This window comes from Bacillus sp. RC252 (genome assembly GCF_044909215.1).
GTDB classification, from domain to species: domain Bacteria; phylum Bacillota; class Bacilli; order Bacillales; family Bacillaceae_G; genus Bacillus_A; species Bacillus_A mycoides.
In genome coordinates, this window is the sequence record NZ_JBIYDV010000022.1 from 72,547 (window position 1) to 95,129 (window position 22,583).

The window sequence follows — 22,583 nt, forward strand, 5'->3', positions numbered from 1 at the left end:
TTATCCTTTAGGACTTTACTTTATAATATAAATTTACGAATTGGCCAAAACGTTTCGTATCCGTTAAAGTTAAATTAATTTCTGGATTCTTTTCTTTAAATAACGGAACTCCAGAACCTAATATGTGAGGTGTAATCGTAACAACATATTCATCAATTAAATTATTCTTAAAGAACTCTCTCAGTAGACTCCCTCCACCGACCATCCATATTTTAGATCCTTCCTGCTCTTTCAACCTTTTTGTAAACTCTAATACATCTTCATTTACAAACTCTACATGTTCGTTTGAACCTTTTTCTGAATTAGAAAAAACATAACATTTTTTATCTAGGTACGGGAATGTTTCCGTATGCTCTACCACATAATCGTACGTTCTCTTTCCCATAATTATCGTATCAATTGTTTCGTACATTTCTGTATAACCGTTGTCTCCCTCACCTTCTGTTTCCATTAACCACTCTAAATCATCATCTTCTTTCGCGATAAATCCATCTAAGCTCGCTGCAATAAATAAAACAATTTCACGTGACATATCTTTTCCTCCTTACAGCTTCTATTGATAAAATCATCTTATAAGCACTATACTAACCATAAAACATGACAACTTATGTCATGTTAAAAAAGAAAAAGGTGATATCCTTGTCAAAAGCAAAACGTTTACTAGACATTCTTATATTTGCTTCTACGAAAAAAACATTTACAGCTCAAGAAATAGCTGATGAATTTAATATTTCCGTTCGTACAGTTCATAGATACATTTTAGATTTAAGTGATATGGGGTTACCCATTTATGCTGAACAAGGTCGCAACGGAGGATATAAAGTATTAACGAATAAAGTAATTCCACCTATTTTATTTACTGAAGAAGAAGCAGTCTCCATCTTTTTTGCATTTCAATCTTTAAGCTACTACCGAGACTTGCCTTTTAATACAGAAATTAATTCCGTTACTCATAAACTGTATAGCTCTCTACAAAATGATGCGAAAGCTAAAGTAGATAAAATACGTTCTTATATCGCTTTTTGGAATCCGAAGAGAGCTATTGAGACACCTTTTTTAAACGAAGTGTTAACAGCGGCTATTGAAAATAAAAATTTACACTTTCAATACGAATCTAAATCGGGAATAAAAACAAAACATGTTCATCCTATCGGTGTATATGCTCACGACGGTTTATGGTATTTGCCATCCTATGACTACAGTCGAAACAAAGTATTACTGTATCGCGTGGATCGTATTCTTTCCATATTATCAACCGAGGAAAATAAAGATAAGTTTATGAATTTAGAAGAATGGTTTGCCTCTAACTCTAACGTAGTAAACATTCCTACTCAGTTACATGTTTTACTAACGACAGAAGGCGTGCGTCAATGTAAAAGCGTTCCTTACCTTGAAGAGTTTGTTGTAGTAAACGAGGATGGAACGGGATATATACATTCAACAATTGATAAAGGTGAAGTCAATTTTATTACGCCTTTATTTTATAGGCTTGGAAAAGATGCACGGGTTTTAGAACCAAAAGAACTAATAGATGGTTTACGTCTACGTGCGAAAGAAGTTTTACATATGTATGAAGACGAAAAAAACTACTAAATATAAGCAGCTTTTTTCGTCGATTTGTTTCTATTATTTTGACTGTTGACGAATATCGAACCACCAACGATTTTTCTCATTCATATTCTCAATGCCACTAGACCCACTGTAACGGAAAGCATCAAGGAAGATTGAATCTAGCTTATCCTCATCTACAAAATAACCTAAGTTAACCTTTACCGTTTGTCCCGGTCGGATACTGCCAATATTGTAAAAGCTTTTCCCGTCTCCGTGAGGTTCTAAATAATCAACTTCGCCCGTCATAATATTTTTTTCCGCAATTCCATCTCTTTCAGCGTAATTCCATACATTACCCTTACTTTTAAGCACTTGTATGGATGGATGCATATAGATTTCTTTTGTCGCCTGTTTGCCTATATTTTTCACTGTTGTTGTTAAGTAGACAAATTTAGGATGAATTAATTTTGACTCTACTAATTGATCAATTGAATCTTTACCATTTCCGAGTTTATATTCATCCCGTCTGTATGGTATCAATTGTCCTACTTGATCCAAAGCTTGATTCTCGCTTAGTCTCTCTAATCCCGTTTCATTAAAGTTTTCATGCTTAAAATCTTTTATTGAATCAAAAACTTCAACTTTTTCTATCACATATTCAATTTTGCTGTTATCCATGATAATCGTTACTGGAACCTTTTGTCCTATATGAAATAGTCGTTTACTATCTTTTTTCAAAGGAATCACCTTAGTTTTTTAGGCTTACTTTCGTCGCTAAAATACTTTTTATCATAATCTGTTATATGTGATGCCTTTTCTTTTGACGTAGGCTCAAGGGAAATGTTCCCTAACACATCCACCATTTGTTCTTCGTTTATATCGTTTCCAATATAACTTTGTAACATGATCCCCTCTTTCTCAAAAAAGAGAAAGACCTCTCTGTTAAACGCTAAATTGTTGTTTCCATTTTCTTTATTGACAATCACTGCTTTCTTGCCATTTATCTCTTTCTCTTCGTAGCTTTTTGAGTACAGTGTTTTAAAATTCGAATCTTTTCCTACTCTCCAAAGAATGAATGAAAATCCACCCATTGCGTAGTTATCTTTAAATGAATATTTCATAGCAGTGTCATCAATTGCTTCCATATTTTCTGGCAATTTACCAACCTTCAACTTATACCACTGATCACTCTTTTTCGAATCCTTATTTGTTAAAGAAACATTTACTTCGTAATTTTGTTTTTGAGCAATTATATTATAGACTTTCACTGCCCCAAAAACTGTTGTCGGCATGCCAATCAATAAGCAAGCAGCAGCGATTAACATACGATGTTTTTTACGCTTTTTCTGCGGTTGTCCATCTTTCAGCTTCATTTCCTCCATAAACAATTTCTTTTTGCGCGTATATGTATGTGAAAATTCATGTTGTTCTTCGAGTTTATCAAAATCATCTAAAGCAATTTTTTCAGCAAGTTCATATATTTTTTTGGAGTTCTTTGAATTCGTCATGTTGTATACCTCCTATAATATTTTGGACTCGTTTTCGAGCGCGTTCAAACTGCTTGCGGGCATTAGCCTCGGTTATTCCCATAACACTTGAAATCTCTTGATACGTTAAGTTATAGAAGACTTTATACTTAAACACCTGTCTGTTAGATTCACTTAATTCTGTTAGCAATGTATCAATCTGAACCTCAGACATTATACGTTTTTCCCACTCTTCAATATTTTCATCTACTACCTCTGTTGATTCTCGTTGATATTCTTCTAAAAATGTTTCATGTCGTTTGTTTTTCCGGTAACTATCAATCGCCTTGTTTTTCGCGATCCTCAAAATATACCGTTTAAGCTCTTGAGTGTTCAAGCTATGCAGCTTTTCCAAATTCTTATAAAGAGTAATAAACGTCTCTTGAACTGCATCTTCAGCCTGCTGAATATTATTTAAAACAGAATAAGCTACATAATAAATTTTTTGTTCGTACAACTCATATAGCTCTTCCATCTTTTCGTAATCTTTGTTTGTAACTTTCATATAATTCCTCCTCTCATTCTATATAACGAATGAGCGATATACTTTGTGACACTGCAGAATTCTTTAATAGATAAAATTAAATAATAGAATAAAGAAAAGCCCAATTTCTCTATTTTAACTGAGAAATTGGGCTTTTCTTTATTAATATTTCCCTAACTGTCCCCCTAAGAAAACTCCTCTTACACCTTTTCGCTATGTATTATTTTCTCTATTGCTTCTTTTAATAAATTCTTTGTCTCTTCAAAGTTATGATTCTGCTGTTCTCCAGGTTGTACCGTATAAAACTCAGCAAACGAACGCTCTTTATATCTCGGCACAACATGCATGTGATAATGAGTTAACTCGTTAAAGATTCCACCATTTTGATAAAGTGAAACTTTAATCAGTGGGGGTTTTGTTCATCCCCCACTGATTATTAGTTGAACCAATCGGGCTTTTACGGGCAGTTGGATTCCCAACTAACTTCTTTGTTTTCACTGAATTTTGAGGTAGGGGATCTTACTGCCCCGTTAATGCGGGGCAAATTGTAATTCCATCTGGTTTATACAGTAATTTAATAGCCTTTGCGATAACCTTAGAAGCATCCATAATCGCTTTTGCTACACAATCATCTAATTCATCCACTTCTACAACATGCTGCTTTGGAACGATTAAAGTATGCCCTGTATAGAAAGGCGCATGATCTAAAAAACAAGTTACATAATCATCTTCATACACTTTATATATAATTTCTTCTTCATTTGCTAATTTACAACCTAAACATTCCATCATTCTTCCCCCTCTGCCAAAAACATAAAAACGTGAGCGCCCTATTCTCACGTTTTTATGTTTCACTTTACTAATTCAATTGTTTCTGTAACTTTTATACTATCCTTTACAGATTGAACAATTGTACAATTTTTCACCGCAAGTTGCAGCGCCTTGTCTAATTGTTCTTCTGTAATGTTTTGCGCTTTAATTTTATAGTGCAAATGAACACTTTCAACTGGTTTTGATAAAGCTTCACTTCTACCAATTTCAGTTTCAATTGTAAACGTATCGTATGTAATACGTTTCTTTTCTAAAATTGTTCGGAAGACAATTGCACTACATCCTGCGATAGAAGACACGAGTAATTGTAACGGTGAATATCCGTTTTCTTTTCCAATCGCTAATTGACCATACGATAAATCCGCCTGTATATCATCGTGTTTGATTGTTAGTTTCATTTGGTGTCTCCATCTCCACTTTCATCGGTTTCTGCCGTTTCTTATTTATATAATAATATATGTAGCAGAAAATGATAAATGGAATACCACAATATAACGCCATTCGTTGTTCTGGAATAAACGCTAAACTAATAACAACGATGCTATTTGTAATTAAAGCTAAAATTGGAACAAGCGGGTATAGTGGTGTTCTATACTTTAAGTCCTCTAATTTTCCTCCGCCTTTTAAATACTGACTTCTAAAGCGAAGTTGTGATAAAGCAATAATGATCCAACTTGAAACAGCCGATAAACCAGCTATAGATAATAAATACATATATACTGTATCTTCTGCAAGGAAACTTGTTAATAAAGATAACGCCGCTACAGCAATCGTTACGACTAACGCTGTAATCGGAATACCACGTTTATTTACTTTCTTGAAAGAAGCTGGTGCCATTCCTTCATTTGCAAGTGACCATAGTATACGCGTTGCTGCATATAACCCTGAGTTCGCTACAGATAGAAGAGCTGTAATAATAACGAAGTTCATAATATCAGCTGCATATGGAATACCGATTTTATCAAATACAACTACGAATGGGCTTTCAATTATCCCTGCTTCTTTCCAAGAAATTAACCCTACTAAAATTGTCATTGTTAAAATGAAGAATAACATAATGCGCCATACTGTATTACGAATCGCACGTGGAATTGTTTTTTCAGGATTCTGACTCTCTCCTGCTGCAATCCCGATTAACTCTGTTCCTTGGAAGGAAAAGTTAACTGTAATCATCGTAAGAAGCACTGCAGCTAGTCCATTTGGGAATAGCCCACCATCACTTACAAAGTTAGAGAAAAGAGGCGCTGCTTCTTTTCCATCGTATGGTAAGAATCCTAGTAATGCGCTACCACCAAGTAAAATGAATGCAATAATTGTAACTACTTTAATACTAGAGAACCAAAACTCTAATTCAGCATAACTCTTCGCTGATATTGCATTTGAAGCATATAAAATAACTCCGAATACGAGACACCATACCCAAACATCAACATTCGGAAACCATCTTTTCATCATTAAACCGATCGATGTTAATTCTAATCCTACTGTTACTGCCCATCCAATCCAGTATAGCCAACCGATCATAAATCCAGTTCCTGGTCCAATAAACTTCGTCGCATACTTTTGGAAAGATCCTGAAACTGGCATTGCTACCGTTAGCTCTCCAAGACAAAGCATTGTTAAATACATAATAAATCCGCCCACTAAATATGAAAGGATGGCTCCCCCTGGTCCAGCCTGATTAATGGTGTAACCTGAACCTAGAAAAAAACCAGTTCCGATTACACCACCTAGTGCGATCATAAATAAATGTCTACTCTTCATCGTACGATGTAATTGCTCATTCGTTGTTTGCTGCATCTTAATCCTCCCCCTACAAGTACCCCTATCTCTTTTTAAAATTTTCTGATAATAAAAATATACACGAAAGCGATTACAATTTCTATATAAAATTAAAACTTTTCTGATAAAACAATATAAAAATTCAAATATTAAGAGCTCGCAATACTAATTTGAGGAAAAAAAGGATTTATAAGGAAAAAACTCTTACATTTTTTTGTAAGAGTTAACGTATTTCTAATCTTCTAGATAAAATTGATAAACCGTAGTTTACAACAAAATACATACAGGCTGCTAGTATAAATGTCGGAATCATATAATTTACATTCTGCCCGCTAATAATTTGAGCATTATGCATAAGCTCTGGCAATGATATAACAACCGCTAATGACGTATCTTTTAACAATGAAATAAATTGACTAACAAGCGGGGGGACCATTCTTCTTAATGCTTGCGGCAAAATAATATGCCAAAGCGCTTGCACATACGTTAATCCAGAAGACCTTGCAGCCTCAATCTGCCCTTTTTCGATAGATAATAGACCGCTTCGAACAATTTCAGATATCATTGCCGCTTCAAATATTGTTAAAGCAACAATTGCAGCTGTTATAATTTCTAACTTCAATCCCGCTTCCGGAAGTGCAAAATACGTAAAAAATATAATTAAAAGTAGCGGTAAATTTCGAATGACTTCCACGATAAAGCCTAATATTTGTGAGACGACAGGTATTTTCGTATAGCGCAATATTCCTATTACACTACCAATAATAAAGCTAAGTACAATTGCTATGAGCGCTACCTCTAACGTTATGAGTAATCCTTTTAATAAAAAGAGGATATGATCACCTGTTATCGCTCCTTTAAAATCCATTTATACCGCCTCCTTTGCCAAGCGTTTTTCTAAATAACGCACTAGCATACTTAGCGGAATTGTTAATACTAAATAAAACATCCCGACAAATATATATACATCAAACGTAACGAACGTCTTCGTTGAAATTAAGTCTCCTTGATACATTAAATCCGTTCCAGCAATAATTCCGAGTATTGAAGAGTTTTTTACTAAATTGAGAAATTGATTTCCTAGAGGAGGAATGACGATTTTCATCGCTTGAGGTAAGACGACATGATACATCGCTTGCGTATAAGTTAATCCTGAAGAACGTGCTGCTTCCATTTGACCTTTCGCGACTGATAAAATACCAGCACGAATTACTTCCGCAATAAAAGCCGCTGTATAAACTGTAAGCGCAACTGTCCCTGCTACAAAACCGTTGAAAGTAATTCCTATTACAGGCAAAGCAAAATAGAAAATGAATGCAATTAATACGAGTGGAATATTTCTAACAAACTCTACATAGGCAGAGCCAATCCAATTCAAAATACGAATAGGTGAAATTCGCATCACTGCCATAACAATTCCTAAAACAAAACTTCCTATTAGTGCAACTACACTAGACATAACCGTATATTTAAATCCTTCTAAATACATATCAATGTTATTCGTTAATATAGAAAAATCAGGCACATATTCTCCCCTCTTTCTTTACAAGAAGAGGATGAGTACTCTCATCCTCTCACTCTTACTATTTATCATGAGAAATAAAGTTTCATTTTACTTCTCTTGTTTTTGACCAATCCATTTTTCATACAATTTATCGTATTCTCCATTCGCTTTCATATCTTTTAATAAACTATTAATCTCTTTCGTTAAATCGTCTGCACCTTTTTGTACTGCAATTCCATACGGTTCATCCGTGAAAATTTTCCCTACAACTTCATAATTAGAATCTTGTTTTGCCATTCCGTAAAGAATCGCATTATCTGTAGTTAAAACATCGCCTTTACCTGCTTTTAACGCTGTAAATGCCTCACTATAATTCTCAAACTCTAATACTGTTGCTTCTGGTGATTTTTGGCGAATGTTATTTGTAGATGTTGATCCTTTTACAGCTAATACTTTAACGCCTTGTTTTATATCATCAATGCTCTTAATATTGCTTCCTTTTTTCACAAGTAACGATTGTCCTGCTTTAAAATATACATCTGAGAAATCTACTTCTTTTTTGCGTTCTTCCGTAATTGTCATTGTCGCAATAATTGCATCAATATCACCATTTTTCAGCATCGGAATACGTGTTTTAGACGTTACTTCTTTCAGCTCTAGTTTCTTTTCATCACCAAGAATTTTTTTCGCAAGTGCCTTCGCGATATCAATATCGAATCCCTCTACTTGCCCTGTTGAAGGGTTTTTCAATCCAAATAAATTCGTATCATTCTTCACTCCAACTACTAACTTCCCGCGCTTCTTAATTTGTTCAACAGCTCCGCCTTGCTTCGTATTCGTTTCTTTCGCCTCGTCTTTTTTCCCCCCGCACCCAGCAACAATAAACACGAATAAACATGAGAATACGATTAGGGTAAACAACTTTTTCATCTTAAGCATGAAATTCCTCCTTTAATGATTTAATACCCGGCTTAAAAATAGACGTGCTCTTTCTTGTTCAGGATTTGCAAAAAATTGTGATGGTGTTGTATCTTCGATAATTTGACCGTCATCCATAAATAAAATTCTATCTGCTACCTCATGTGCAAATCCCATCTCATGTGTGACGACGACCATCGTCATTCCTTCTTTAGCCAGCGCTTTCATAACATCAAGCACCTCTCCGATCATCTCTGGATCAAGAGCGGACGTAGGCTCATCAAATAGCATAATTTTCGGTTGCATCGCGAGCCCTCTAGCAATAGCTACCCTTTGCTGTTGACCTCCGGATAATTGATGAGGGTATACACCTGCCTTCTCCGAGATTCCTACTTTCTCTAAATAAACCATCGCTGTTTTTTCTGCTTCTTCTTTTGAAGTTTTATTTACTTTAATTGGTGCTAGTGTAATATTTTGCAGAACTGTTTTATGTGGGTATAAGTAAAAATGCTGGAAGACCATACCAATATTTCGGCGTAATTCATTCATATCTGCTTTTTTATTGTGTACATCTGTATTTTGTACGATTAACTCTCCATCAGTAATCGCCTCTAACTGATTTATACACCGAAGCAATGTACTTTTTCCTGATCCTGAAGGACCAACAACTACTACCACTTCACCTTTTTTCACTTGCACATTAATATTTTTCAAAACTTGGAAGTTACCATAATATTTATTTACATTACGAAACTCTATCACCATACTCCCCCCTCTCCTAAACAAAGCATGTACATTCTTTTTATATTCAAAAATAGGCAAAAAAATAACTTTCATCTTCATTTTGTCCATAAAAAAGAGCAAAGGGATTTCCCTTTGCTCCTTCATTTCTATTCTCTTAAGATACTTCTTCTTTCTTGTCTTTCCCGTATTCATGCTCCCAGAAATCAGCATTTTTAATTCCTAATTTCTGCGGATCGAATACTGGATCTTTTCCTTCTTTTTTCTGCTTTTCATAATCCTTTAATGCGATCAATGCCGGTTTTTGTAATAATAGAATCGCAATAATGTTAACCCATGCCATAATTCCTACACCAATATCTCCTAAAGCCCATGCTGTTTCTGCTGTTTTTACACAACCGTAGAATACAACTCCTAAGAATACAAACTTTAGTACGATAGACATCCAAGGACGGTCTTTATCACGATTTAAGTAAGCTATATTCGTTTCTGCAATGTAGTAATAAGCCATAATTGTTGTAAATGCGAAGAATAGTAAAGAGATTGCTACGAAACCGTTTCCAAATCCAGGGAAAACAGATTCTACTGCTGCCTGTGTATAACCAGGACCTGGCTGTGCACCATTTAATTTATTGACGATAAAGTTTTTTCCGCTTGCATCAAATACGTTATACATGCCTGTAATAATCATCATAAATGCTGTTGCTGAACAAACAAATAATGTATCAATGTAAACGGAAAATGCTTGTACTAACCCTTGTTTAGCTGGATGCGATACTTCAGCTGCTGCTGCTGCATGGGCCCCAGTTCCTTGCCCTGCTTCGTTTGAATAAATACCACGTTTTACACCCCAAGAAATTGCTAAACCAATAATCCCGCCAAAAGCTGCTTCTAATGCAAATGCACTTTTTAAAATTAACATGAAAGCGTCTGGTAATTTTTCAATATTCATAGCTACAATTACACAAGCTACTAAAATATAGCCAAGTGCCATAAACGGTACTACAACTTGCGCTACGTTAACAATTCGCTTAACTCCACCAAAAATAATAAGTGCTAATGCCGCTACTAATACCGCCCCGGATACAGAAGTATTAATACCAAAAGCTGTTTCTAGACTTACAGCAATACTATTCGCTTGAACACCTGGAAGCAGCATTCCTGTTGCAAGAATTGTCGCTGCAACGAATACTAAAGCGTACCATTTAACACCTAGTCCTTTTTCAATGTAATAAGCAGGTCCACCGCGGAATTGTCCTTGATGTTTCGTCTTATATATTTGTGCTAATGTAGATTCTACATAAGCCGATCCTGCTCCTAAAAAGGCCACCGCCCACATCCAAAAGACAGCTCCTGGACCACCAAAGGCAACAGCCGTTGCAACACCTGCAATATTTCCTGTTCCAACGCGCCCTGATAATGAAAGTGCTAAAGCTTGGAACGAAGAAACACCCGCATCCGATTTTTCCCCTTGAAATGTAAGTTTCACCATTTCTCCTACATGTCTTACTTGTAAAAATCTTGTTCGAATGGAGAAATATAGACCTACTCCTAAACATAAATAGACAAGTGCTGGACTCCAAACAATATTATTTATCCAACTTACGATAGCTTCCAACTTTCCCCCTCCTTCTTTATAAAGAATATTCAGAATATATATAAAATTATAAGTGTATACCGAATCTATAACAATATTATTTTAATAAAATAAACATATTTTTGTATAAAAAAACAAAGTATATATTTATTTTATATACTTTGTTCCCTTATCTCTGTATTATATATTCACTATTGCCTCTTGCTTTATAATTCTTTCATACAACTCATCTGATAACTTTTGAAAATCCTCTGGCATATCTTTCCCCTTAAATTTCTTTTGAATCGTACCGTATAGGCCTATATCACGTAACCGTAAAAATAACGGTAACGATTCATACCAACTATCCGCCAGCCTGTGCTCATATTCGTACCCCTTTCTTAACACTTGTAACTGTTTACGAGCAAATTCCGTCTTTTTCTCCAATGTCCACGGTGTAAAAAGAACAGAGTAATAAAGAACCATTGCCAAATCATGAATGAAGTAATTATAGGCAGCGTCATCAAAATCAAAGATTGTTAGCCCTTTTCCATCATAATGAAAGTTACCTGGATGAATATCACCATGCATAAGCCCGAATGTTTCTCTTTTAACCGGAAGAGCCTTTATTTCCTCCATTAATACAGTGGCAATCCCTTTCACCTTCTCATCTTCTAATCTATTAACAATGCTACTTTCATCCTCTTCCCACGTATCACGGTAGTCTGTTTTAGGATAATCCATTGTAAGGCGGTGCAGCTGTCCAATCGCTTTTCCCCACGCTTCAAAGTAAGCATCTCCCCAATAAGGCGATTCTTCTCCTTTTACTTGCTCACCTTGTGCATATGTAAATAAAGACGCAAAAAAGAAAGTGCCATCTTCCGCTCCAATTTCTTCTACAAGGTTTTGAGATATTGAATTACGAGGTCCCGCCACTTTTGCCCCATGCTCCGCAACATACCGTAAAAAATCTAGTTCGGCCTCTACCTCTTTTTTAGAACGATGAGAAGAATGGGTTAAGCGTAATACGTAACCTTCATTATTTTTACCCTTCGCCTTAAAAATATAATTTTCAAAATCACCAAGTGGCTTTTCTTCCACCGTTACATGATATACCTTTGCTGCTCTTGTTAAAATCTCTTTTGTAAAAACACGTTCTACCGCTATTTCCATTTGTATCCCTCCTATATATCTTCTTAATTCGACATAAATGTAAGAAGTACTGCTATGAAATTAAATAGTGCGTGTGCAATCATAGCCGATAAAATAGAATTTGTTTTTTCATATAACCACGCGAATACTACACCGCTTAAAAAATTCACCGGTAATGTGTTATATGTTGGAATATGAACAACGGTAAATATTATTGAACTTATAATCACCCCGCCCAATATGCCATATCTATCACGAAAAAACGTATAAAAAACACCTCGATATAAAATTTCTTCATAGATTGGTGATATAACTGCTGCTCCAATTACCGCGATACAGAACGCATATATTGATTTATCATTTTGGATCGTCTCCGTTTTACTATTTTCGAAAGAAATCCCCAGTTTCTCCATTATCATTAATACTCCAACACTCACTACAATCAAACAAATAACCGCTACAAATGTCCACCATAAATCTTTCCATGAAAGCTTCCGAATTCCAATATCTTTCCACGACAGTTTATATCTTTTTATGCAAAAAAGATAAACTACAAATGTAAATATCACTGCCATTATAAGTCCCATTAATACTCCAGCATATAATGAGTTCCCTAGTATTTTTAAAGCATAATCGTAAAAAAGAGATTCAATCATTACTGGTACAATCAGAAATACGAAAACAAATAAATATAAAATTTCTTTCCATCCCCACATACATTTTAAAGTCATCTACACCATCCCCCTATATCCTATTTTCTTTAGTATAAAAGATGACGTAACGTAACTTTCAAGCTACTTTTTTTTAAAAGAATATAAGCATAATTTTTTCATAAAAAGCAAAAATTAACAGTGATAATTCAATTCTAAAAGGGTGGGCCTTATGACAGAGCAAAGCAATAACCAACAAAAAAATAAAACGAAGCATATGTTTCCATCACTTCCGGAAAATATTAATTACATTGAAAATAAGCTCTGTCATTCAGATGATATAAAAAAATTAGATGTCCCTTTCCAAAATGGAAAAGGAACAATTATATATATCGAATCTTTAGCAGACCCAAATTTAATTCATCAATTAGCTCTTGAACCATTATTAACTCGATCGGATCTGTCTTTAGATAAAGCTTTTGCCACATTAAATATGAAAAAAGAAACAAATTTAAATTATGGTGTGCAGCTTTTATTACAAGGTAAATCTTTATATTTTCATGAACACGTCGACAGTTTTTGTATTTTCGAAACAGCTCTATCTTTAAAGAGAGATATAACAGAACCTGATAATGAAGGGATTGTCCGTGGACCGCATACTGGTTTAGTAGAAGATTTAGCAACCAATTTAGCTTCTATTCGTAAACTCATAAAAAGTCCACATGTCGTCGTTAAATATTTCACACTCGGTGAAGAAATGCATACGAAAGTGGCAATTGCTTATATGCAAAACATAGCTAATGACGATCTAGTTACAGAAGTAAAAAGAAGGTTAGAAACGATTAAGACAGATGCACTTATGCCTCCAGGATATATACAAGAATTTATAGAGGATACGTCTTTCTCACCCTTTCCGCAACAATTAAATACAGAGCGCCCAGATAGAGTCGCAGCAAATTTAATGGAAGGACGAGTTGCTATTTTATCTGATGGAGATCCAACTGCACTTATCGTTCCTGTTACGTTATTTGCTTTCTATCAATCACCAGATGATTATAATAACCGCTGGATTGTCGGTTCTTTCATCCGAATGATTCGCTTAGTCAGTTTCTTGATTGCCTTTCTCTTGCCCGCTATATATATCGCAACAGTTGCTTTTCATCCTGATGTGTTGCCGCTCGAACTTGTTTATACGATTAAAGCTTCATTAGAAAAAGTGCCACTTCCTCCTATTTTTGAAGCTCTCTTAATGGAATTAATCTTTGAATTATTACGGGAAGCTGGTATTCGCTTGCCAAGCCGAGTTGGACAAACAATCGGTATTGTAGGTGGTTTAGTAATTGGTGATGCAATTGTAAAAGCCGGTCTCGTTTCTTATACAATGATTATCGTTGTAGCTTTAACTGCAATCTCATCTTTTCTTGTTCCATCAAATGATATGAGTTCCGCAGTTCGGATTCTTCGTTTTCCGTTAATGCTCCTTGCTGCCATATTCGGCTATGTAGGAATATCATTCGGTCTCATTATAACTTTCGTTCATTTATGCCAGTTACATTCATTTCATACCCCCTATCTTTCTCCTGTTGCTCCGATGCGGATAAAAGATATGAAAGACTCTTTTGTACGACTACCAATTTGGTCATTTTGGGAACGACCACATGATTCAAAACCGAAAAAAATGCAACGACAACATGTAACGAGAGAGGATGAGAACGGTGACAAACACGCAAAGTAAAATTTCACTTGTTCAATTTACCTTTTTCGTTATTCAATGCCAAATCGGAGTTGGTATACTTTCTCTACCAAACCGTCTTCACCCAATAGCGAAAGGTGGCGGATGGATTTCTGCTCTCATCGCTGGTCTTGCAATTCAACTTATTATTTTACTTATGTGGCTTTTCTTAAAACGATTTCCTGATGCAGATATGTATGAAAGTGTTTGTATGCTATTTGGGAATAAGTTTGGAAAACTATTAGGTTTTGCTTATGTTTTTTATTTTACCCTTATCGGTATGACGGTTATGTTAAATGCTTGTAATGTCATTAAAGTTTGGATATTACAAGCAACTCCTTGGTATGCCACCCTCATGCTATTTACAATAGCTTGTTGTTACATAGCTTATAATACGTTCAAAGTCATCGTACGGTTTTACGTCATGGCTTCTATTCTCATTTTACCAATGGCTCTTTTAATTGCCCTAGGGCTTACACGAGCTGATTTTTCTTACATTTTTCCAATTACAGAAGCCGGATGGTGGAATATTATTCAAGCATCAAAAGAAACCATTACAGCTATGTATGGTTTTGAGATTATTCTTATCGCTTTCCCAAAAGTAAACGGGAGTTCTGTGGCAAAACTGAAAGCAATTTCTATCGCTAATGGATTTGTAACTCTTTTTTATACTTTTACTGTTTGGATTTGCTTTATCGTATTTAGTCCAAAACAAGTTGAACTTATTCCAGAGCCAGTTGCTTACTTATTGCGTTCTCTGCATATTGGGATTATAGACCGAACCGATTTACTATTCATCCCAATATGGATGATAACTGTTGTAGCTTCTATTGCTAGTTATTACTGTGCTGCTTCTATAGGAATTGGACATATCTTCAATCTGGCTAATCATAAAAAGGCTGTTCCAATCGTTGGTATTATTGCTTTTAGTGTAGCCCTATTTATAGATACACCTGAAGAATTAAAAGTAATTGCAACTTTTACTGATAAGTTCACGTATATTTTCATAGTTGTCCTCCCTCTTTTATTTCTACTTTATTCAGTAATAAGGAATAAGAAAGGAGAACAGTATGTTCCAAAAAAGAGTTAAATTACTTTTTATATTATGTACTAGTGCATTCCTTTCTGGCTGTTGGGATCAAGAACCATTAAGAGAAGCGAGATTAGCTTATAGCATTGGATATGATATTACGGAAGAAAATAAACTTCAGCAAACGCTTGAACTCGTAAAAAGTTCAAGCGGAGAGCAATCTTCATTCGAGAATGAAATACATTCAGCAAACGGGCATAACATAAGGGATACAAGCGATGCCCTAAAAAAAAATGTGACTGGGAATATTCGCTATTTTAAATATGGTGTTCAATTACTAGGAACCAAAATTCTAAAAAAAGGTATACTCCCCTATTTAGATGTCAGCTTTCGGGACCCAACAAACCCAACTGCTTTAGTAAAACTTATTGCAGTAGATGGTGAAACATCCGAGATACTAGAAAAAAAGAAGGTAGGAAATTTACTAATTGGAGATTTTCTAAAGAAAAAAGTGAAAAGCTTAGAAGATATGAGTGTATTTCCAAAAGAAACTTTAGAAACAGCTGCTACAAAAATGTTAGATCCCGGTAAAGACTTTACCCTCCCTTCTATAAAAATAAAAGGAAAAGAAGTAATTACAAACGGGTTAGCTTTATTTAACAACGATAAATTAACTGGGCATTTACCTTTGAAACAATCTGTTCTATTCGTGTTATTAACCGGAAAAATGGGAACAAGTGCCCGTATAACCCAAAAACTTACTAGCGATGAATCAGAGAAGACATCTGATTATTTAACAATGGAAGTGAGCAATCGGAAACTAAAAAGAGACTTGAATATAACGACTGACAAAAAAGGAAATGTTTACGCTCATCTAAAACTAAAGCTACAAGTAATCGCTCTTGAAGCACCGAGAGATAATCTTTATAAAATGGGAGAAAGAAAAAAACTAAACAAAGAATTATCTAAGCAGCTCACAAAAGAAGCAAAACAAATAACGAAAAAGCTACAAAAAGCAAATTGTGACGCTTTCGGTATAGGTAGAAATCTTATCGCTTATCATCCAGAGTTATGGAAGAAAAAGAATTGGAATAAAGATTATGCAAAGGTAAAATTTAAACCGGAAGTAGAAGTAAAGATTTTATATAGTGGCGTCTTAAAATAAAAAGGTTGGACGCCCGCCGGCATCCAACCTTTTATTTCATATAACGATATACAATTGACTCATACGGTCTTAAGTTAAGATTGGTAATATCTTTACTTGAATCTTTGTAATTTGATAATAATACTTCTTGTTTCATACCATCTAATTGAACATGAACTGGTACAGAATACGTTATTTCTTCTCCATAGAAGTTATTTATAACAAGTAATACTTCATTATTTACAGTACGTGTATACGCCCAAATGCTAGGATGATTTCCATCTAAAATAGCATATTTCCCTTCTGTAAGGACATCGTATTTTTTTCTAAGTTCAATTAGCTTTTTATAATGATAAAATACAGATTCTCTATCTTCTAATGCCTTCTCTACGTTTATTTCTTTAAAATTTTCAGCCACAGAAATCCAAGGTGTACTTGTTGTAAAACCACTGTTCACCTCTTCATTCCACTGCATCGGAGTACGGGAATTGTCACGAGATTTTTGTTTTAAAATCCCGATAATCTCTTTTTTTGATAATCCTTCTTCTAGCTTTATATCATATATATTTAACGACTCTACATCACGATATTGCTCGATGGACTCGAATTTAGGATTCGTCATACCGATTTCTTCACCTTGGTAAATGTAAGGCGTTCCTTGCAACATATGCATAGCTGTCGCTAACATTTTCGCAGATTCATTTCGGTACTTCTCATCATCACCAAACCGTGAAACGATACGAGGCTGGTCATGATTACACCAGAATAACGCATTCCATCCTCCGCCCTTTTGCATTTCAATTTGCCAATTAGACATAATTTCTTTTAATTTAATGAAATCAAAATCAGCTTTCGTCCACTTATCACCATTCGGATAATCTACTTTTAAATGATGGAAACTAAACGTCATGCTTAGTTCATTGCGCTCAGGATTCGAATATTTAATACAATTATCAATTGTCGTAGATGACATTTCTCCAACTGTAATTACATCTTTCCCTTCAAAAACATTTTGGCTCATCTCTTGTAAATATTCATGGACGCGTGGACCATCTGTGTAATATTTACGCCCATCACTTGTAGCAGTGGTGCCTTCATCACTTAAAAATCTTTGATCTTTTGAAATTAAGTTAATAACATCAAGGCGGAATCCTTTTACACCTTTCTCCAACCAAAAGCGCATCATATCGTACACTTCTTCACGAAGCTTTTCATTTTCCCAGTTTAAATCAGCTTGCGTCTCATCAAATAGATGTAAAAAATATTGCCCTGTTTTCTCATCATATTTCCAAGCAGATCCTCCAAATTTAGACTGCCAATTATTCTTTTCATCACGCCAAATATAATAATTTCGATACGGACTATTCTTATCTTCTTTTGCTTCTTTAAACCACTTATGCTCCGTTGAACTATGATTTACAACGATATCAAGCATGATTTCAATGTCACGTACTTTCGCTTCTTTTAAAAGCTCTTCAAACTCTTCCATCGTCCCGTAAGATGGATCAATGCTGTAATAATCACTTACATCGTATCCATTGTCATTTTGTGGTGATCGGTATATAGGTGTTAACCAAATATAATCCACTCCAAGTTCCTTTAAATAATCTAATTTCTCTGTAACTCCCTTTATATCACCGGTTTCTTTATTATAGTAACTATTAAAGCTCTTCGGATAAATTTGATAGACTACACTTTTATGCCAATCTTTCATGCTTAATTTCCTCCTACTTCTGTTTTACTCGTTTCGCAAATAACCATGTTAATGTAAATGGAATTACTACTGCGATTATCATCCCTACAATAAACATTGGAATCGATTTCGGAATGATAGAAATAAATGCTGGCAATCCGCCAATTCCGATTGCTGGTGCTAATACACCATTTAATGTAATAAATATCGCTGCTATAGCAGACCCAATAATCGCTGCATAGAACGGGAATTTATTTCTTAAATTCACACCGAACATCGCTGGCTCTGTAATACCGAAGTACGCTGAGATTGCTGATGTTGATGCCATACTTTTATCATTTTGATTTTTAGAAATCCAGAACATCGCTAGTGCCGCACTACCTTGTGCAATGTTAGAAAGAGCAATCATCGGCCAAATAAATGTACCGCCGTGCTGTGCAATTAGCTGCAAATCAATTGCAATAAACATATGATGCATTCCTGTAATTACGAGCGGTGCATATAATGCTCCAAATAATACTGCTCCAAGTACTGGTACCGTTTCATATACGCCAACTAATCCAGCCGTTAATAAATCGCCAATATGACGTGTAACTGGACCGATAATTCCTAACGCTAATACACCTGTTACAACGATTGTTGTAATTGGTACAACTAATAATTGAATTGCGTTTGGCACATGTTTCTTTAAGAAGATTTCAACTTTACTTAATACGAATGCTGCTACTAAAATGGGTAAAATTTGACCTTGATACCCTACCTTTTCAATTTGGAATAGCCCTAAAATATCGAAGTACTCAATCTTTTGTCCCTCTAAACCAGTCGCTGCTTTTCCATAATCCCACGCGTTTAATAAGGCCGGATGCACAAGCATTAATCCCATAACAATCCCTAGTATTGGACTACCACCAAAGCGCTTCGTTGCTGACCAACCAACAAGTGCCGGTAAGAATACGAATGCTGTATTGGCCATCATATTAATTAAATCCCAAAGCCCACCTAAGTTCGGATATACTTCTAATAAATTTTTCCCATCAAAAAATAAGTCCTTTGCCCCTAACAGATTATTAATCCCCATTAGTAAACCTGCCGTAATAATTGCTGGCAAAATCGGCATAAATACATCTGAAAATACTTTTACAAACTTTTGAACTGGATTTAATTTTTTATCCCCTGAACCTTTTACGTCAGCTACTGTCGATTCTTCCATACCTGCAAGCGTTATCAATTCAGCGTATACTCGATCGACATCACCTGGACCAATTACAATTTGAAATACCCCAGCGTTATGAAACGCTCCCTTTACTAATGAAACAGACTGTAATTTATCATTATCTATTTTATTTTCATCTTTTAAAGCGATACGTAGCCTCGTTACACAGTGCGCAGCTTGTTCAATATTGTCTTTCCCACCAATATACTGCAACACTTCTTCTGCTGTTTTACGATAGTCTTTCCCCATATTCCCGTCCCTCTTTTCTTTTTTTGATACCGTTTACACTTACATATTAACTCGTATATATAAGTTAGTCAACACTCGTATATATAAGTTGATGATTTTTTTATAAATAAAGAGATGGAACGATTATTTCGCTCCATCTCTTTATTTTCTTCGCGCCACATCCGAAAAGTGAAAAATATCTAAGCGGTGACGTGATTCCGTATATTCGAACTGACTCCCATCGTATAAATGAGTAAAGTTTTTTACAACGACAACATAGTCTGTTCCATTTAAATCTAAATACTTTCGGTCATCATCTGTACATGGCTGTACTTCAATTACCCTCTGTGAATAGCTAATATGTAGTCCTAATTCTTTTTCGATGTATTTATAAATCGATGCAGTTGCAATTTCTCTCGTTAATCCTGGAATATATTCCGATACAAAATGGTTTATATCTAAAATTACTTTTTCTCCATCAATATTTCGTACGCGTTTAATATGATCTATTTCCGTTTTTTCTTTCACATTTAATAACTTTGCTACATCTTTCGTCGCTTTCATTTTCTCTATTTCCACGACTTCTGTAATACAGTAACGTCCTAAACGTTCATTTTCTTCTTGAAAACTTACAATACCACCAAAGTTAAATTCAATGTTTTTGCGCTTTAATACAAAAACACCTTTTCCGTGTATTTTTTGAACATATCCACGCTCTTGCAATAAATCTACAGCTTTTCTTACAGTACCCCGGCTTGCCTCGTACTGCTTCATTAATTCCGTTTCTGATGGAATTTTGCATCCTTCTTTTAATTGTTTATTATCAATAGACTTGCTGATTTCTGTATAAATTTGTTCATACTTACTCATCATCTACAATAGCCCCTTGTCACCTTCTAATTCTATATGTATTATACCACGCTATACTCTTCTGCCAATCTCTCACTTATTTTCCAGTACAAGAAAACTATAGGTAAATATTTAGTCCCTAAAACGTATTTTTATAAATTTTTTAATATTTTTCTTTTCATTCAAAAAAACATATAGTATACTAACTTCAAAATCAGAGGAGAAAGGGAGCAAAGAACTATGCTTACTTATACAACTGTAGTTACATTTGCACAAAAACATCATCATCATACTTAACCCTTGAAACCTAGCGGAAAAATTACGCGTAGGTACAAGGGTTATTCCCGTTGTACCTACGCTTTGGCAAAGAGCCATGTAGGTATTTTTTATCTACATGGCTCTTTTTTTATTGCCAAAAATGCTAGTAAAAAATGATGTTTAAGCAAAACTTACTACAAAGGAGTTAACAAAAATGGAAACGAAAAAATGGGGATTATGGATTTTAATAGCTTTTGTTATCGGGAATATGGTTGGTGGCGGTGTATTTATGCTTCCAGCAAACTTAGCGCAAGTATCAGGTCCAATGGGATCTACACTTGCATGGAGCATTACAGGACTGGGTGTATTTATGATCGCTCTCGTATTTGGTAATTTAGCAATTCGTAAACCAGAATTAACAGCAGGACCACAAAGTTACGCCCAAGCAATGTTTACTTCCCAAAAAGCAGGTAAAGTTGCAGGATATAGTATGGCTTGGGGGTACTGGGCTGCTAATTGGGCTGCTACAGCATCTGTAATTATTTCCTTTGCAGGATATTTATCAACCTTCTTTCCTGTTTTACAAAGTAAGCAAATTCTCTTTTCAATAAATGGATTTTCACTAGAGCTCGGAAAAGGATTAACTTTCATGGTATGTAGCCTTATGTTATGGGGGATTCAATATATTCTGTCTCAAAATATTGATAGAGCCGGAAATATGAACCTTCTTGCTACCATTGCAAAGATTATCGGATTTACAATGTTTATTGTTATTACATTATTTATTTTTAATGCCTCTAATTTCGGGGACGGTCAAACATTTATGAATGAAGCTGGACAACCTATTTCGTTGGGGGGACAAATAAATTCAGCAGCTATCGCAACACTTTGGGCATTTATCGGTATTGAGTCAGCAGTTATGCTCTCTAACCGCGCAAAATCTCAGCGCGATGTTAAGAAAGCTACGATTTTCGGATTAATTATCGCTCTTCTTATTTACATGGCAATTACTCTACTCACAATGGGCGCTCTCTCGCAAGATGCTTTAAAAGAGTCTCAAAAGCCATTAGTAGATGCTTTAAATTTAGCAATTGGTACTAAAGGTGCTTATATAATGGCACTACTTGCGCTCGTATCTTTATTTGGATCTACTGTAGGCTGGATCGTTGTTAGCTCAGAAGTACCTTACCAAGCAGCAAAAAAAGGACTTTTCCCTAAGGTTTTCGGAAAAACGAATAAAAAAGGAAGTCCTTCAAAATCATTATTTATTACAAATGTGATGACACAAATTTTCTTATTTTCGACGATTTCTGGTACTGTTTCAGAAGCATATAATTTCGCTATTGTTGTAGCGACATTAGCATTTTTAATCCCGTACCTTGTTTCTACCTTGTACCAGTTAAAATTAGTTATTACGGGGGAAACGTATGATATAATGCCTGGATCTCGAGTAAAAGATGGGATCATTACTGCATTAGCATTTTTATATTCCTTATGGGTTATTAAAACGGGAACTGCTGATTTAAAAACATTCTTCTTAGGCATTGGTTTGTTTGTATTAGGTCTTCTTCTTTATCCAGTTTTAATGAAAGATTCACAAAAAAAACAATAAAAAAGAGAAGCTTTTTAAAATGTACCCTATAGAATAGACACTGAAAAAAAAGTCTATTCTATAGGGTATTTCTTGTATAATGAGAGAAAATTGGGATCGGAGAAAGTTC

General features: G+C 35.0%; 19 protein-coding genes and 3 pseudogenes. 5 read left to right on the forward strand and 17 right to left on the reverse strand.

Features of this window, described 5'->3' with window-relative positions:
- Positions 1-7: 7 nt before the first annotated feature.
- Entirely contained in the window at positions 8-532 is a 525-nt protein-coding gene (locus ABH960_RS24760) for a dihydrofolate reductase family protein (protein WP_002186949.1), read from the reverse strand.
- Positions 533-597: 65 nt separating this feature from the next.
- Here ABH960_RS24760 and ABH960_RS24765 point away from each other — a divergent pair, with 65 nt between their 5' ends.
- Positions 598-1,593, forward strand: a complete 996-nt coding sequence (locus ABH960_RS24765) for a helix-turn-helix transcriptional regulator (RefSeq protein WP_404449023.1) — start codon at positions 598-600, stop codon at positions 1,591-1,593.
- A 33-nt stretch (positions 1,594-1,626) separates the two neighbouring features.
- On the opposite strand, the pseudogene ABH960_RS24770 reads toward ABH960_RS24765, so the two are convergent.
- The 13 genes and pseudogenes from ABH960_RS24770 to ABH960_RS24830 form a co-directional block, all read right to left on the reverse strand.
- Positions 1,627-3,059: pseudogene (locus ABH960_RS24770) on the reverse strand (anti-sigma factor).
- Positions 3,025-3,582, reverse strand: coding sequence for an RNA polymerase sigma factor (locus ABH960_RS24775; protein ID WP_404449025.1), 558 nt, complete (start codon positions 3,580-3,582; stop codon positions 3,025-3,027). The pseudogene ABH960_RS24770 and the gene ABH960_RS24775 overlap by 35 nt, the downstream one beginning before the upstream one ends.
- A gap of 179 nt (positions 3,583-3,761) precedes the next feature.
- A pseudogene (locus tag ABH960_RS24780) lies at positions 3,762-3,947 on the reverse strand (HIT family protein); the annotation flags it as partial.
- 154 nt (positions 3,948-4,101) lie between these two features.
- Positions 4,102-4,350 (reverse strand): annotated as a pseudogene (locus ABH960_RS24785) (HIT family protein); the annotation flags it as partial.
- Between the two features lie 62 nt (positions 4,351-4,412).
- Complete coding sequence (locus ABH960_RS24790; protein ID WP_000778855.1) at positions 4,413-4,790, reverse strand: OsmC family protein; 378 nt, start codon at positions 4,788-4,790, stop codon at positions 4,413-4,415.
- Positions 4,765-6,192 carry an amino acid permease gene (locus ABH960_RS24795; RefSeq protein ID WP_002010506.1) on the reverse strand — a complete coding sequence of 476 codons (1,428 nt, stop codon included), beginning with the start codon at positions 6,190-6,192 and terminating at the stop codon, positions 4,765-4,767. The genes ABH960_RS24790 and ABH960_RS24795 overlap by 26 nt, the downstream gene beginning before the upstream one ends.
- A 205-nt stretch (positions 6,193-6,397) precedes the next feature.
- A complete protein-coding gene (locus tag ABH960_RS24800) occupies positions 6,398-7,042 on the reverse strand; it encodes an amino acid ABC transporter permease (RefSeq protein ID WP_002134376.1) in 645 nt (214 codons plus the stop codon).
- The gene (locus tag ABH960_RS24805; protein WP_002090963.1) at positions 7,043-7,699 is read right to left on the reverse strand and encodes an amino acid ABC transporter permease; all 657 of its coding nucleotides are present in this window, start codon (positions 7,697-7,699) and stop codon (positions 7,043-7,045) included.
- Positions 7,700-7,786: 87 nt separating this feature from the next.
- Complete coding sequence (glnH, locus tag ABH960_RS24810; RefSeq protein WP_002125212.1) at positions 7,787-8,617, reverse strand: glutamine ABC transporter substrate-binding protein GlnH; 831 nt, start codon at positions 8,615-8,617, stop codon at positions 7,787-7,789.
- A 12-nt stretch (positions 8,618-8,629) separates the two neighbouring features.
- Positions 8,630-9,484, reverse strand: a complete 855-nt coding sequence (locus ABH960_RS24815) for an amino acid ABC transporter ATP-binding protein (RefSeq protein ID WP_309473018.1) — start codon at positions 9,482-9,484, stop codon at positions 8,630-8,632.
- 10 nt (positions 9,485-9,494) lie between these two features.
- Positions 9,495-10,955: an alanine/glycine:cation symporter family protein gene (locus tag ABH960_RS24820; protein ID WP_002010512.1), complete on the reverse strand. Its 1,461-nt coding sequence runs from the start codon at positions 10,953-10,955 to the stop codon at positions 9,495-9,497.
- A gap of 159 nt (positions 10,956-11,114) precedes the next feature.
- Positions 11,115-12,086, reverse strand: coding sequence for a phosphotransferase enzyme family protein (locus ABH960_RS24825; protein WP_404449030.1), 972 nt, complete (start codon positions 12,084-12,086; stop codon positions 11,115-11,117).
- A 23-nt stretch (positions 12,087-12,109) separates the two neighbouring features.
- The gene (locus ABH960_RS24830; RefSeq protein WP_113937901.1) at positions 12,110-12,796 is read right to left on the reverse strand and encodes a CPBP family intramembrane glutamic endopeptidase; all 687 of its coding nucleotides are present in this window, start codon (positions 12,794-12,796) and stop codon (positions 12,110-12,112) included.
- Positions 12,797-12,947: 151 nt separating this feature from the next.
- Here ABH960_RS24830 and gerKA point away from each other — a divergent pair, with 151 nt between their 5' ends.
- Genes gerKA through gerKC form a run of 3 tightly spaced genes read left to right on the forward strand, consistent with a single transcriptional unit; the run spans position 12,948 to position 16,642 of the window.
- The gene (gene gerKA, locus ABH960_RS24835; RefSeq protein ID WP_113937900.1) at positions 12,948-14,450 is read left to right on the forward strand and encodes a spore germination protein GerKA; all 1,503 of its coding nucleotides are present in this window, start codon (positions 12,948-12,950) and stop codon (positions 14,448-14,450) included.
- Positions 14,431-15,537, forward strand: coding sequence for a GerAB/ArcD/ProY family transporter (locus ABH960_RS24840; RefSeq protein ID WP_000185782.1), 1,107 nt, complete (start codon positions 14,431-14,433; stop codon positions 15,535-15,537). The genes gerKA and ABH960_RS24840 overlap by 20 nt, the downstream gene beginning before the upstream one ends.
- Positions 15,518-16,642 carry a spore germination protein GerKC gene (gene gerKC / locus ABH960_RS24845; RefSeq protein ID WP_088038493.1) on the forward strand — a complete coding sequence of 375 codons (1,125 nt, stop codon included), beginning with the start codon at positions 15,518-15,520 and terminating at the stop codon, positions 16,640-16,642. The genes ABH960_RS24840 and gerKC overlap by 20 nt, the downstream gene beginning before the upstream one ends.
- Positions 16,643-16,673: 31 nt before the next feature.
- Here gerKC and treC read toward each other — a convergent pair whose 3' ends face one another.
- From treC to treR, 3 genes are all read right to left on the reverse strand, one after another.
- A complete protein-coding gene (gene treC, locus ABH960_RS24850; RefSeq protein ID WP_002188285.1) occupies positions 16,674-18,335 on the reverse strand; it encodes an alpha,alpha-phosphotrehalase in 1,662 nt (553 codons plus the stop codon).
- 13 nt (positions 18,336-18,348) lie between these two features.
- Positions 18,349-19,776 carry a PTS system trehalose-specific EIIBC component gene (gene treP, locus ABH960_RS24855; RefSeq protein ID WP_002063769.1) on the reverse strand — a complete coding sequence of 476 codons (1,428 nt, stop codon included), beginning with the start codon at positions 19,774-19,776 and terminating at the stop codon, positions 18,349-18,351.
- Positions 19,777-19,917: 141 nt separating this feature from the next.
- Entirely contained in the window at positions 19,918-20,628 is a 711-nt protein-coding gene (gene treR, locus ABH960_RS24860) for a trehalose operon repressor (protein WP_002063767.1), read from the reverse strand.
- 448 nt (positions 20,629-21,076) lie between these two features.
- Here treR and ABH960_RS24865 point away from each other — a divergent pair, with 448 nt between their 5' ends.
- Entirely contained in the window at positions 21,077-22,474 is a 1,398-nt protein-coding gene (locus ABH960_RS24865) for an amino acid permease (RefSeq protein ID WP_404449034.1), read from the forward strand.
- Positions 22,475-22,583 lie beyond the last annotated feature (109 nt).

What these genes read in the sequence shown, in the direction of transcription:
- ABH960_RS24760 (WP_002186949.1), bottom strand. Translation starts at nt 532, where the DNA reads ATGTCACGTGAAATTGTTTTATTTATTGCAGCGAGCTTAGATGGATTT.
- ABH960_RS24765 (WP_404449023.1), top strand. Translation starts at nt 598, where the DNA reads ATGACAACTTATGTCATGTTAAAAAAGAAAAAGGTGATATCCTTGTCA.
- ABH960_RS24775 (WP_404449025.1), bottom strand. Translation starts at nt 3,582, where the DNA reads ATGAAAGTTACAAACAAAGATTACGAAAAGATGGAAGAGCTATATGAG.
- ABH960_RS24790 (WP_000778855.1), bottom strand. Translation starts at nt 4,790, where the DNA reads ATGAAACTAACAATCAAACACGATGATATACAGGCGGATTTATCGTAT.
- ABH960_RS24795 (WP_002010506.1), bottom strand. Translation starts at nt 6,192, where the DNA reads ATGCAGCAAACAACGAATGAGCAATTACATCGTACGATGAAGAGTAGA.
- ABH960_RS24800 (WP_002134376.1), bottom strand. Translation starts at nt 7,042, where the DNA reads ATGGATTTTAAAGGAGCGATAACAGGTGATCATATCCTCTTTTTATTA.
- glnH (WP_002125212.1), bottom strand. Translation starts at nt 8,617, where the DNA reads ATGCTTAAGATGAAAAAGTTGTTTACCCTAATCGTATTCTCATGTTTA.
- ABH960_RS24815 (WP_309473018.1), bottom strand. Translation starts at nt 9,484, where the DNA reads ATGAAGGAGCAAAGGGAAATCCCTTTGCTCTTTTTTATGGACAAAATG.
- ABH960_RS24825 (WP_404449030.1), bottom strand. Translation starts at nt 12,086, where the DNA reads ATGGAAATAGCGGTAGAACGTGTTTTTACAAAAGAGATTTTAACAAGA.
- ABH960_RS24830 (WP_113937901.1), bottom strand. Translation starts at nt 12,796, where the DNA reads ATGACTTTAAAATGTATGTGGGGATGGAAAGAAATTTTATATTTATTT.
- gerKA (WP_113937900.1), top strand. Translation starts at nt 12,948, where the DNA reads ATGACAGAGCAAAGCAATAACCAACAAAAAAATAAAACGAAGCATATG.
- gerKC (WP_088038493.1), top strand. Translation starts at nt 15,518, where the DNA reads ATGTTCCAAAAAAGAGTTAAATTACTTTTTATATTATGTACTAGTGCA.
- treC (WP_002188285.1), bottom strand. Translation starts at nt 18,335, where the DNA reads ATGAAAGATTGGCATAAAAGTGTAGTCTATCAAATTTATCCGAAGAGC.
- treP (WP_002063769.1), bottom strand. Translation starts at nt 19,776, where the DNA reads ATGGGGAAAGACTATCGTAAAACAGCAGAAGAAGTGTTGCAGTATATT.
- treR (WP_002063767.1), bottom strand. Translation starts at nt 20,628, where the DNA reads ATGATGAGTAAGTATGAACAAATTTATACAGAAATCAGCAAGTCTATT.
- ABH960_RS24865 (WP_404449034.1), top strand. Translation starts at nt 21,077, where the DNA reads ATGGAAACGAAAAAATGGGGATTATGGATTTTAATAGCTTTTGTTATC.